Below are 12063 nucleotides of genomic sequence, written 5' to 3'. Positions count from 1 at the left end.
TATTACTCGTCCGAGTTTTTCTTTAGCTTCGGATTCGGGAAGAACTGAACAGCCTGAACCTTGGTGTCTGCAGCCTTGGGCGCGGTGATGTTGACCCGCGTTCCCAGTTCCTTGGGCACCGATAACCCTTGTTCATTGAGCGTGTCGGAGTAACCACAGGCCACGCACTCGCGATGCGGCACGTCGTTTTCACTCCACATCATCAGCTTGTCCGGCTCGCTGCATGCCGGGCAGACCGCTCCGGCGATAAAGCGTCTTTTGGTAATCACAGGTCCCTCACTCATGCTGCCGCGTCCTCACTCAGGCCGCTATGGCGCAAGAGTGCGTCAATCGAAGGCTCACGGCCACGGAAGTCGACGAACAGCACCATCGGCTCCTGAGAACCACCCCGTGCCAGGATCGCCTCGCGGAAGGCGCGACCGGTGTCGGCGTTGAGCACGCCTTCTTCCTCAAACCTGGAGAAAGCATCCGCCGACAACACTTCCGCCCATTTGTAGCTGTAGTAGCCCGCCGCGTAACCGCCGGCGAAAATATGCGCAAAACTGTTGGGGAATCGGTTGTAGGCCGGTGGACGCATCACCGAAACCTCGTCACGCACGCCTTCGAGCACTTGCAGCACGCTGCGGCCATCGCCGTGGGTGGCGTGCAGTTCGAAGTCGAACAGCGAAAATTCCAGTTGGCGAACCATCATCAGGCCGGACTGAAAGTTTTTCGCCGCGAGCATTTTTTGCAACAGATCTTGCGGCAGTGGTTCGCCAGATTCGTAATGACCGGAAATCAGCGCCAGACCTTCCGGCTCCCAGCACCAGTTTTCCATAAACTGGCTCGGCAACTCGACCGCATCCCAAGCCACGCCGTTGATGCCGGATACGCCGGCGTGCTCGACGCGGGTCAGCAAGTGATGCAAACCATGACCGAACTCGTGGAACAGGGTGGTGACTTCATCGTGGGTCAACAGCGCAGGCTTGCCGCTGTCGGCCGGGGTGAAGTTGCACACCAGGTTGGCCACAGGGCTTTGCAAAACGCCCTCGGCGGTACGGCGACGGTCGCGGGCCCCATCCATCCAGGCACCGCCGCGCTTGTTTGCGCGGGCGTAGAGGTCGAAGAAGAAGCGACCGACATGCTGGCCATTTTCCTTGATTTCGAACAGGCGGACATCAGGGTGCCAGGTGTCGAAGCCTTTTTGCTCAGCAATCTCGATGCCGTACAAACGCTGAACAATGGCGAACAGACCGCTCAATACCTTATCGATCGGGAAGTAGGCGCGCAGGGCTTCCTGGGCCACGCTGTAGCGTTGTTCACGGAGTTTTTCACCGTAGAAACCGCTGTCCCAGCTTTGCAGATCCGGGCAACCCTGCTCAGCAGCGTAAGCCTTGAGCTGCTCCAGATCCTGCGCGGCGAACGGCTTGCTGCGCTTGGCCAGGTCACGCAGGAAACTCAGCACCTGATCGCTGGATTCTGCCATTTTGGTTGCCAGGCTCAGCTCCGAGAAACTGGCGAAGCCCAAGAGCTTGGCCAGTTCCTGACGCAGGTCGAGGATTTCTTCCATCACCGGGCCGTTGTCGTTCTGGCCGGCATTCGGGCCTTGGTCCGACGCACGGGTACAGTACGCGGCGTAGACTTCTTCACGCAGCGCACGGTCGTGAGCGTAGGTCATCACCGCGTAGTAACTCGGGAACTCCAGGGTGATCAACCAGCCATCCAGGTCCTTGGCTTGCGCGGCGGCCGCCATTTGCGCCTTGGCCGAATCAGTCAGGCCGGCGAGGGTGGCTTCATCGGTGAGGTGCTTGGTCCACGCCTGGGTAGCGTCGAGCAACTGATTGGAAAAGCGGCTGCCCAACTCGGACAACTTGCTTTGCACTTCGGCGTAGCGCTTCTGCTCGGCTTCCGGCAGGTCGATACCCGACAGACGGAAGTCACGCAGGGAGTGTTCCAGGATAGTTTTCTGCGCCACGTCAAAACCGGCGGCTTCAGGACTATTGGCCAAGGCTTCGAAGGCCTGGAACAATTCGCGGTTCTGGCCCATCTCGGTGGAGTAGGCGCTCAACGCCGGCAGGCACGACTCGTAGGCTTCACGCAGTTCGGCGCTGTTGCACACAGCATTGAGGTGGCTGACCGGGCTCCAGGCAGCGCCGAGACGATCATTGAGCTCGTCCATCGCCAGCACCAGCCCGGCCCAGGTCGGCTGCTTGCCCTGGGTCTTGAGGATCTCGATGATGGCGGCGCGGTTGTCCGCCAAAATCTGGTCAATGGCCGGTTGCACGTGTTCGGCACGGATCGCAGAGAACGGCGGCAGGTCGTAGGACTGCAAAAGAGGGTTGTTCACGCTCACAGTGGGCACCTTGGCTGGAGAAACATGCGGCCATCTTAATTACAATCGACGCTCACCGCAGCTATCAGCAACAGAGAGAAACCCTATCGTGAACCTGCGCAAGTATCAGAACCACACGCCGCTGCTGGGCCCAAGGGCTTTTGTCGACCGTTCAGCGGTGGTAATCGGCGACGTCGAGATCGGCGAAGACAGTTCGGTATGGCCATTGACGGTAATCCGCGGCGATATGCACCGCATCCGCATCGGCGCGCGCACCAGCGTGCAGGACGGCTGCGTGTTGCACATCACCCACGCCGGGCCGTTCAACCCGGACGGTTTCCCGCTGTTGATCGGTGATGATGTGACCATTGCCCATAAAGTCATGCTTCACGGTTGCTCGGTGGGCAGCCGGGTGCTGATCGGCATGGGCAGCATTGTCATGGACGGTGCCGTGGTCGAAGACGACGTGATCATCGGTGCCGGCAGCCTGGTGCCACCGGGTAAACGCCTGGAAAGCGGTTTCCTGTACGTGGGTAGCCCGGTGAAACAGATCCGGCCGCTGACGGACAAGGAACGCGCCTTTTTCACCTACAGCGCGGCGAACTACGTGAAGCTCAAGGATCTGCATCTGGCCGAAGGCTACGACCAGCTCTGAACCGGCGCACCAACATCCAGGAATTTTCATGCATTACCAAACCGTTTTGTTCGACCTCGATGGCACCCTGACCGACCCGCGCGAAGGCATCACCCGTTCGATCCAGTTTGCCCTGAGCAATCTGGGGATCGATGAGCCGGACCTGACCAAACTCGAACACTTCATCGGCCCGCCACTGTTGCAGGCGTTCATGCAGTTCTACGACTTCGACGAAACGAAGGCGTGGGAGGCGGTGAATTTCTACCGCGAGCGCTTCAAGGTGACCGGCCTGTACGAAAACCGCGTGTTCGACGGCGTCACCCCGCTGCTCGAAACCCTGGGCGGGCAAGGTCGACAGCTGTATATCGCAACTTCGAAACCGTGGATTTTCGCTCGAGAAATCGCCCGGCACTTCGACTTCGCCAAACACTTCAAAGTGATTTACGGCAGCGAACTGGACGGCACCCGGACCAACAAGGTCGAGCTGATCGCCCATTTGATCGCTGAAGAAGGCCTCGATCCGGCCAATACCCTGATGATCGGTGACCGCAAACATGATCTGATCGGCGCACGCAGTAATGGCCTGGACGCGGCAGCGGTGGGTTACGGCTTCGGCAGCCATGAAGAGTTGAGCGCGGAAGCTCCGGCGTATCACTTTGAAACACTGGAAGCGCTGCATCAAGCGTTTTTGCGCCGCTGAAAGCACCTGTAGGAGCAAGCTTGCTCACGACGACGGTCGCACATTCAAAATCAATGTGTCTGACACACCGCCATCGCGAGCAGGCTCGCTCCTACAGGGGACCGCATCAAGGTCTGGGTGGCGGGGCGAGTCTCTGCCCTTGTTCAACCGCCCAGTTCACCACCTGCACCGTCAGTTGGTCATTCGCCTGACCAAACCCTGCGACCACCGCGGGCACCTGCACATCACTCAGCGGCTGGCGCACTTCAAAGCGGCGACTGGCGAGGATGCGCTGGTCGTAACCGCGCACCAACAAGGCGTCCAGGCGCACGACCACGTTCGCCGAGCTGCCCTGGTACTCCGTCTGGAAGGCCTGCAAATTGCCACCCAGCTCCAGATCGCCATGAAAAAGACTGTCATCGGTGCTCAACAGCGCGACCCGTCCATCACGCTGAAAGCCGTCCAGCAGGCGATTGCGCAACAGCACCGGCGCCGGATCGCTCCAGCGCGAGCCTTTGTAATGGCTGATCACGTCGCCTTGAGGAATCACCGCGATGTTCGGACTGTTCAACGCTTCGCTGCTCTGCAACTTGGTCAGGCGTAGAGACCATTGTTGCGGCCTGCCATGACTGGCTGAACCGCTGTTCTGTGTCGCAGCAGGCAATCGATAGACATCGAACGGCTCAGGCTTGGGCAGGATCGAGCACGAACTGATCAGAGTAACGCTCGCGAGCAAGGCAATTCGGGAAAGCTTCATGGCGTGAATTCCTTGGTCTTGTCGCTGCCCAGCAGGTAACCGCTGGGGTTGGCTTCCAGGCGTTGGGAGATGGTGCGTAACGACGTCAGGGTTTCGCGCAGTTCGCGCACCGCCGGGGCCAGGCCGTTGAGACCCTGCATGCCGTTGTTCAGCGATTGCTGATTGGCGGTGAGTAGTGTGTTGATGGTGGCGCTGCTCTGCTCCAGGGATTTCATCGCCTGCTCGGCGCTGCTGAACATCTGCTTGCCGTTGTCATTGAGCAGGCCGTTGGCATTGCGCATCAACGCCGTGGTCTGCTCGAGCATGCTGTTGGCTTGCTTGCCGACCGACGCCAGTTGCTTCATGGCCTGACGAATATCGTCACGCTGATCGGCAATGGCCCCGGTGGTTTGCTCCAGATGCTCCAGGGTCTCGCTGATGCGCTCAATGTTTTCCGTGGAGAACATCAGGTTAGCGTTACGCATCAGCGAGCTTACCCCGGCCATCAGGTCTTCGCTGTCATTGAGCAGGCGGGCGATGGGCGAGGGCGAAGCGACGATGGTCGGCAGGTGGCCATCCTTTCCCTTAAGCGTCGGGCTCTGTGGCGTACCGCCGCTGAGCTGGATGATCGAGGTTCCGGTGACGCCGGTCAGCGCCAGTTTGGCCTGGGTGTCTTCCTTGATCGGGGTATCGCCAGCCAGACGAATCCGGGCAAGCACCCGGCGCGGGTCTTTCGGGTCCAGGCGCAGCGTCACCACGTCGCCGACCTTGATTCCGCTGTACTGCACCGAACTGCCCTTGGACAGGCCGCTGACCGCCTCGTTGAACACGACCTCGTAATCCTTGAATTCGGTATCGACGCTGGACTTGGCCAGAAAGAGTCCGAAGAGCAGGGCGCCTGCCACCACGATCACAGTGAACAGGCCGATCAACACATGATGTGCTCGGGTTTCCATGTCAGACCTCGTGAAGCTGTTGGGCGGCTGTCAGCGCCGCGCGGCCGCGAGGGCCATGGAAATATTCGTGAATCCACGCGTCGTCGGTTTCCGAGACCTTGTCGATGGCGTCCGCCACCAGCACCTTTTTCTGCGCCAGCACGGCCACCCGGTCGGTGATGGTGTAGAGCGTGTCGAGGTCGTGGGTCACCAGAAACACACTCAGGCCCAGCGCATCGCGCAGGGTCAGGATCAATTGATCGAACGCCGCGGCGCCAATCGGATCGAGGCCGGCAGTGGGCTCGTCGAGAAACAGGATGTCCGGGTCCAGCGCCAGCGCCCGGGCGAGTGCAGCACGCTTGATCATGCCGCCGGACAGGGACGCCGGGTATTTGTCCGCCGCTGACAACGGCAACCCGGCCAAGGCCATCTTTACCGCCGCCAGGTGCTCGGCGTCGTTGCGGCTCAAGCCGGCGTGCTCGATCAAAGGCAGTGCGACGTTCTCGGTCACCGTCAACGACGAGAACAATGCGCCTTTCTGGAACAGCACGCCAAAGCGCCGTTCCACCAATGAACGCTCGTGCTCAGACAGGGTTGGCAGGTTCTTGCCGAAGACTTTCACTACGCCTTCGCTGGGCTGACGCAAACCGACGATGCTACGCAGCAGCACCGATTTACCGCTGCCGGAACCGCCGACCACAGCGAGGATTTCGCCCTTGTACAAATCCAGGTCAAGGTTCTCGTGCACGCTCTGGCGGCCAAAGCGATTGCACAGGCCACGCACTTCAATCACCGCCTCGCAGGGCGCTCGGGGTACACGGTTCACCAGCCCATCTCCATGAAAAACAGCGCAGCCACCGCGTCGAGCACGATCACCACGAAAATCGACTGCACCACACTCGATGTGGTGTGGGCACCTACGGACTCGGCGCTGCCGCTGACCTTGAAGCCTTCGAGGCAACCGATGGCGGCGATCAGGAAGGCGAAAATCGGCGCTTTGACGATGCCCACCAGAAAGTGCTGAACGCCGATGTCCGATTGCAGCAGCGACAGGAACATCGCCGGTGAAATATCCAGCGATACTGCGCAGACCACCGCGCCGCCGATGATTCCTGAAATCATTGCCAGAAACGTCAGCATCGGCAGGGCGATCAGCAAGGCCAGCACGCGTGGCACTACCAGCAACTCCATCGGGTCGAGGCCCAAGGTGCGGATGGCGTCTATTTCTTCGTTGGCCTTCATCGAACCGATCTGCGCCGTGAACGCACTGGCGGTGCGCCCGGCCATCAGGATCGCGGTGAGCAACACACCAAATTCGCGCAGGAAGGCAAACCCCACCAGATCCACGGTAAACACACTGGCACCGAACGTCGCCAGTACCGTCGCCCCGAGAAACGCCACCACGGCGCCGACCAGAAAGGTCAGCAGGGCTACGATGGGCGCAGCGTCGAGCCCTGTTTGTTCGATGTGCGAGACCATCGGCGTGATGCGCCAGCGCTTGGGTCGAAACAGGCCGCGGGCGATGGTTTCGATGATCAGCCCTACGAAACCGAGCAGTTGCAGGGTGTCCTGCCAGACGGTATCCACGGCGCGACCGATGCGAGTCAGCAATTGAATGCTAACGCTGATTTCCGGCTCCTTGATCGGCACGCAGAAATCGGTCAGCGAGCAGTACACCGTTTGCAGTAACGCGCGGTCGGCGGAGGAAAGAGTGCAATCGGGATGCTGGGCGGTGCGGCCAATGCGCTCGGAACCCAACAGTTCCACCAACAACGAGGCGCCAGCGGTGTCAAGGGCGCCGAGACCGTTGAGATCGACCTGGGTGTCGGCGTCGTACTGGCCGTAAAGGCTTTCGCTCAGCAGCTTGAGGCCGGCGTAATGGGCAAGCGTCCAGTCGCCCGTCACCCGCAACCGCGCAGGGGTGAGCGAAGTGTCCAGTCGGGCATCGCCGGCCATTGTGCTGCTGATCATAAGCTCCTTGCTTGTTCGGCTATTAGGCAGACCTACGTAATAGCACGAACCCGGTTAGTTTTCTTTGATCGCTGTGCTGTCCTTGACCACGAAGCGCAGCACGCCGATGACCTGGCCGTCTTCGGTCAACACCCTAACTTGCCATTTGCCGGCGGGGTTGCCGGGGAAATTCTGTTTGTGGGTCCACGCCCGGTAACCTTCCTTGCGCCCGCCATGGATATCCAGCGCAATACGGTCGACCTCTTTGCCGTTGAATTTCCAGACATGGTAAATCCGCTCGTCCAGGCCACGCGGGGCGTTGATTGCGGTGTAGGCGTAAAGGCCGCCACCGCGGATCTGCTCGACGCTCACTTCGTCGAGGCTGGCGCCCGGGGTGCGGTCCTGCATCTGCGTGCTGATGGCCACGTCGGTCATCCACAAAGTCGCCGGCGGCACCCATGAACGCAGCGCCCAACCGACGCCGCCGATGCCGACGGTGATACTCAGGATCGCCAGGGCGTTGCGAATTGTACGGATCGGGAAGATCGACGCCAGGCTCGGGAACGACAGCAGCACGGCGATGCCCAGCGCCCATTTGAAACTCTGCGAGGTGGTCAGGTGCATGATCACCGGCAATGCCGTGAGCAAAGCGGCGAACAGGGTCAGGGTGTGCAGCGCCAGGAACGCCCAGCGTCGTGGCGCCAGCCACTTGTAGTAGAGCGGATCGATGATCGAGATCAGTGCCGCGATGCTCAACAGGCCGGTGAAAAACAGTTGGCCGCTGTTCCAGGTCGTGGTGATGAAAAAGAACGGCAGAACGAAGAACAGACTTTCCTGGTGGATCATCTGCGTTGCATAACGCAACAGCGGTTGTGGGATTTCGCGCTTGAAAATACGCGCGAACAGCTTGGTCAGGCTGTTTTCCAGCATCAACCAGATCCAGCTGATCAGCATGATGGTGGTGATCCAGCTCGCCAGACCTTGCTGACGGTCGACCAGGATGAAGCTGCCGACCCCGGAGACAAAACCACCGAGCGCAATGACCCCCGGATAGCGCTTCATCAGTTCGAGGATGCGCTGTATGAAAAGGGTCAGTTTCGACATTGGGCGTTTCACAGTAGTCGTGGGAAAAATCCTCGACAGGGTACCTCTGGCGCGACCCCGTGGCGAGGGGGCTCGCCTCAGCGAGTAACCCGCCACAAGGAATGTTTATTTTCTGCGGTGCAAACGCCATCCCACCAGCATCAAGACGATCAACCCCACCCCCCCGGCAATCGCCCAAACCAACTGATCATCACTGAGCAAAGGCTTCTCGATTCGCAGATATCCCGGCTGCAAGAGCAACTCACGCATCGCCTTGTTCGCCTCTTGCAGCGACACCGCCTGCAGTTCTCTGGCCGGATTGGCGAACCGGTCATCCTCGTAGTCGCCAATGGCGCTCCAGTAATAATCAGCCAGCGCGCTGTTTCCCTGCACAGCCCAGGCCTGCCGGGCAATGGCGGCCTGCTTGAGGCGATTGAAGGTTTCTGCGTTGAGGCCGTCCTTGAGCAACTGGGCCTTCAATTCTTCCAGTACCTGTTCCGCCTCGGCCACATCGTCGCGCTCAAGGTCGGCATTGAGGCTCAGGAAGCCCACACCACCGAACACCTCGCGCTCGGCCCACGGGCCATAGGACAAGCTGTGCGCCAGGCGTAACTGGCGATAGAGCGCCCAGTCCAGGTAATCCTTGAGCAAATCGAAGGTCTGGTCGTGCTGATCCTCCAGCACCGGCTCCGGCACCAGCCAGTGCAACTTGGCACCGTCTCCAACAAACCCACGCGTCAGGGTGCGCTCATGAGCAGCGCTGGCCTGGATCTGCGGCAGCGGTGGATGTTCGCTGGGGTTGATCGCTTCCAGTTCGCCATAGGTGCGGTCCAGATAGGCAGGTAGCAATTTGTCGAGGTCGCCGACCACGATCAGGGTCATATTGTTCGGCGCATACCAAGCCTTGCGCACACTTTCCAGTTGCTCGCGGGTCAGGTGATCGACCTGCGCCCGCTCTGGGCATTTGAGGCCCAGCTCCACGGCCAGTTGACTGCTGGCGGTATGGCCCAGGTCCTGTCGATCGAGCCAGCGTTGCAGGTGCGTGTAGTGACCGCCATCCTCGCGCTCGACCACTTGCTTGGCGGCGTTGATGGCGTTGTCGTCGAAGCGGGTCTGGGTCAGCAGCGCCAACAACAGGTCGAGTACCTTGCGCTGGTTTTTGGCTGGGGCTTCGATCACGAACGTGGTATCGGCGTTGCTGGTGAAGGCGTTCCACTCACCGCCCAGCGACTGCATGCGCTCTTCCAGCCCTCCTTCGCCACTGGCATCGATGCCGCTGAAAAGCAAATGTTCGAGCAGGTGCGGCAGCTCTTTTTCTCCACAGCTGAAATCATCCAGGCCCACGCCTACCACCAGGCGAATCGCCACATGCCCGCGCTCGGTGCCGGGTTTGAGCAACAATTGCAAACCGTTGCGCAGCGTATAGCCCTCGACCTGGAAGCGATCCAGGGCAAACGAAGAAAAAGATCCCAGCAACAGGCAGGCGAACAACAGACAACGCATAACGAGCTTCCATACGGCTAGCGTGAGTTCAACAGACTTCAGGCCACTGTGGACGTTCAGGGAGAATGCGTGATGTCAGCAAATTCGTCGACCACCAGCGCGCCGGTGTCGTGCGTTTCCAACACCACATACGCACTGCTGCAAAACAGCGAATTCAGGCGCTTCATGTCGGCAATCAACTCCAGGTGCAAGGAACTGGTTTCGATACTTTGCACGATCTTACGTTGCAAACGGCTGACATGAGCGTGAGCCAGGCGGCGTTCCTGCGCGCGAAAACGACGTTTCTCACGCACTAACTGACGGGCGCTTTCCGGGTCGGCGCTGAGAAACACCGACATGCCCAGCCGCAGGTTGGAAATCAGCTGAGTTTGCAGACCGGTCAATTCGTCCAGCCCGACTTCGGAAAACGACCGACGTTGCGAGGTTTTCTGTTGCTGGACCTTGCGCAGCATGCGCTCGATCAGGTCGCTGGCGAGTTTCAGGTTGATCGCCAGTTCGATGATTTCCGCCCAGCGCCGGCTGTCCTGGTCGCTGAGGTCTTCTCGGGGCATTTGTGCCAGATACAATTTGATCGCGCTGTAGAGCGCTTCGACATCGTCGGTCAGGCGGCGCATTTCCTGGGTGACGGCGGTTTGCTTGCCCTGCAAAACGTCGAGCATGGCTTCGAGCATGCTGTCGATCAAGTCGCCCATGCGCAGGGTTTCCCGGGCCGCGTTGGCGAGTGCCAGACCAGGCGTGACCAGCGCAGTCAGGTCAAGGTGCCGGGGTTTGGCCGTGCCGTTGGCCAGTGGGTGCTCCGGCAGCGCCCAGGCACAAAACCTGGCCATCGGCGCGGCAGTGGGCAACAGAATCAGGCAGCGCACGGTGTTGTAGAGCAAATGGAAGCCAATCACCAGCTCCTGCGGGCTGAAGTCGAGGCCATCGAGCCAGCGCACCAGCGGACCGAGTACCGGGATGATCAATAAAAGACCAATGAGTTTGTACAACAGGCTGCCCAGTGCCACTTGGCGCCCGGCAGCGTTCTGCATGCTGGTGCTGAGAAAGGCGAGCACACCGCTGCCGATATTGGCGCCGATCACCAGCCCGATGGCCACCGGCAGGCTGATCACGTTGGCCCCGGCCAGGGTCGCGGTCAGCAGCACGGCAGCCAGGCTAGAGTAAGAAATCATCGCGAACAGTGCGCCAACCAGGGCGTCGAGCAGGATATCGCCGGTGAGCGAGGCGAAAATCACCTTCATACCTTTGGCATGGGTAATCGGGTGCGCCGCTTCGACAATCAGTTGCAGCGCCAGAATGATCAGCCCCAACCCAATGGCGACACGGCCCATCTGCCCCAGGCGGGTCTGCTTGCGCGACAGAAAGAAAATCACCCCGACAAAAATCAGCAGCGGCGACAACCACGACAGATCGAACGTCAGCACCCGCGCCATCAGGGCCGTACCGACATCGGCACCGAGCATGGTGACCAGCGCCGGGGTCAGCGCCATCAGGCCCTGGCCGACAAACGAGGTGACCAGCATGGCGGTAGCGTTGCTGCTCTGGACCATCGCCGTCACGGCGATCCCGGAGAGGAAAGCCAGCCAGCGGTTGGTCATGTTATGGCTGATGACGTGGCGCAAATTGGTGCCGTAGACCCGCAGGATGCCGGTTCGGACGATATGCGTGCCCCAGATCAACAGGGCCACGGCGGAAAGCAAATTGAGCAGGGTGAGCATACAGACCCCCTGTGATGTAGCGCCCCAAAGGAGCAAGTTGACAGTGCCGCGCGACGTTCTACGTTCTGATACTTAAGCTGTAGTTGGCTAACGGTCTGAGCGCCAGCATCGCATAGCTAAAGAAGGGTTTGAAACAAAAGTGTCATGAAAAACCGTTCATGGAACACACCCAAAACAAAGTGGGAGCGAGCCTGCTCGCAATGAGGTCATCAGCTTCAACATTGATGTTGACTGACAGACCGCCATCGCGAGCAGGCTCGCTTGTATGTTTAGACTTGAAGGGGTGGGTGGGACTAAAGCTCGTCATCTGACTCTGACCAGTACAGACCGTGGGAGACTTCGTCCCACCCCTTCACCTAATGCGCCGATAAGGAATGCATCGGCTCGGACCGACGATAGAAACAAGCCAGCGCAACGGTGAACCCCGACAAGTCTTTAAACCCTAGCTCGGAGGGTGGGCCATGACAATCCTTGATTCGCAGGTGGTCGTTGGTGTGGATGTGGCGAAGGACGAGAT

11 protein-coding genes are annotated in these 12063 nt (G+C 60.0%); 2 read left to right on the top strand and 9 right to left on the bottom strand.

Annotated features, from left to right (window positions below; all coding sequences use genetic code 11):
* Positions 1-2: 2 nt before the first annotated feature.
* Complete coding sequence (locus AD668_RS00055) at positions 3-284, bottom strand: YheV family putative zinc ribbon protein (protein WP_053152816.1); 282 nt, start codon at positions 282-284, stop codon at positions 3-5.
* On the bottom strand, positions 281-2332 hold the full coding sequence (gene prlC / locus AD668_RS00050; protein ID WP_053152813.1) for an oligopeptidase A: 2052 nt from the start codon (positions 2330-2332) through the stop codon (positions 281-283). Before prlC ends, AD668_RS00055 begins: the two co-directional genes overlap by 4 nt.
* A gap of 88 nt (positions 2333-2420) precedes the next feature.
* Between prlC and AD668_RS00045 the strand changes: the two genes are divergently transcribed.
* Both AD668_RS00045 and AD668_RS00040 read left to right on the top strand, forming a co-directional pair.
* Complete coding sequence (locus tag AD668_RS00045; RefSeq protein WP_053152809.1) at positions 2421-2966, top strand: gamma carbonic anhydrase family protein; 546 nt, start codon at positions 2421-2423, stop codon at positions 2964-2966.
* Positions 2967-2994: 28 nt separating this feature from the next.
* Positions 2995-3645, top strand: coding sequence for an HAD family hydrolase (locus AD668_RS00040; protein ID WP_053152806.1), 651 nt, complete (start codon positions 2995-2997; stop codon positions 3643-3645).
* Positions 3646-3751: 106 nt separating this feature from the next.
* Here the strand turns inward: AD668_RS00040 and AD668_RS00035 are convergent, their stop codons facing one another.
* From AD668_RS00035 to AD668_RS00005, 7 genes are all read right to left on the bottom strand, one after another.
* Positions 3752-4381: an ABC-type transport auxiliary lipoprotein family protein gene (locus tag AD668_RS00035; RefSeq protein ID WP_053152803.1), complete on the bottom strand. Its 630-nt coding sequence runs from the start codon at positions 4379-4381 to the stop codon at positions 3752-3754.
* On the bottom strand, positions 4378-5316 hold the full coding sequence (locus AD668_RS00030) for an MlaD family protein (RefSeq protein WP_053152800.1): 939 nt from the start codon (positions 5314-5316) through the stop codon (positions 4378-4380). Before AD668_RS00030 ends, AD668_RS00035 begins: the two co-directional genes overlap by 4 nt.
* A gap of 1 nt (position 5317) precedes the next feature.
* Entirely contained in the window at positions 5318-6121 is an 804-nt protein-coding gene (locus tag AD668_RS00025; protein WP_053152797.1) for an ABC transporter ATP-binding protein, read from the bottom strand.
* Complete coding sequence (locus AD668_RS00020; protein ID WP_053152794.1) at positions 6118-7266, bottom strand: ABC transporter permease; 1149 nt, start codon at positions 7264-7266, stop codon at positions 6118-6120. Before AD668_RS00020 ends, AD668_RS00025 begins: the two co-directional genes overlap by 4 nt.
* 54 nt (positions 7267-7320) lie before the next feature.
* The gene (locus AD668_RS00015) at positions 7321-8349 is read right to left on the bottom strand and encodes a DUF5924 family protein (RefSeq protein ID WP_053152791.1); all 1029 of its coding nucleotides are present in this window, start codon (positions 8347-8349) and stop codon (positions 7321-7323) included.
* Between the two features lie 105 nt (positions 8350-8454).
* Positions 8455-9831, bottom strand: coding sequence for a pitrilysin family protein (locus tag AD668_RS00010; RefSeq protein WP_053152789.1), 1377 nt, complete (start codon positions 9829-9831; stop codon positions 8455-8457).
* Between the two features lie 56 nt (positions 9832-9887).
* On the bottom strand, positions 9888-11546 hold the full coding sequence (locus AD668_RS00005; protein ID WP_053152786.1) for a Na/Pi cotransporter family protein: 1659 nt from the start codon (positions 11544-11546) through the stop codon (positions 9888-9890).
* Positions 11547-12063 lie beyond the last annotated feature (517 nt).

The organism is Pseudomonas sp. P1.8, assembly GCF_001269805.1.
Lineage (GTDB): Bacteria > Pseudomonadota > Gammaproteobacteria > Pseudomonadales > Pseudomonadaceae > Aquipseudomonas.
This window is presented reverse-complemented; position numbering and strand designations above follow the sequence as displayed.

What these genes read in the sequence shown, in the direction of transcription:
- AD668_RS00055 (WP_053152816.1), bottom strand. Translation starts at nt 284, where the DNA reads ATGAGTGAGGGACCTGTGATTACCAAAAGACGCTTTATCGCCGGAGCG.
- AD668_RS00040 (WP_053152806.1), top strand. Translation starts at nt 2,995, where the DNA reads ATGCATTACCAAACCGTTTTGTTCGACCTCGATGGCACCCTGACCGAC.
- AD668_RS00035 (WP_053152803.1), bottom strand. Translation starts at nt 4,381, where the DNA reads ATGAAGCTTTCCCGAATTGCCTTGCTCGCGAGCGTTACTCTGATCAGT.
- AD668_RS00030 (WP_053152800.1), bottom strand. Translation starts at nt 5,316, where the DNA reads ATGGAAACCCGAGCACATCATGTGTTGATCGGCCTGTTCACTGTGATC.
- AD668_RS00020 (WP_053152794.1), bottom strand. Translation starts at nt 7,266, where the DNA reads ATGATCAGCAGCACAATGGCCGGCGATGCCCGACTGGACACTTCGCTC.
- AD668_RS00015 (WP_053152791.1), bottom strand. Translation starts at nt 8,349, where the DNA reads ATGTCGAAACTGACCCTTTTCATACAGCGCATCCTCGAACTGATGAAG.
- AD668_RS00010 (WP_053152789.1), bottom strand. Translation starts at nt 9,831, where the DNA reads ATGCGTTGTCTGTTGTTCGCCTGCCTGTTGCTGGGATCTTTTTCTTCG.
- AD668_RS00005 (WP_053152786.1), bottom strand. Translation starts at nt 11,546, where the DNA reads ATGCTCACCCTGCTCAATTTGCTTTCCGCCGTGGCCCTGTTGATCTGG.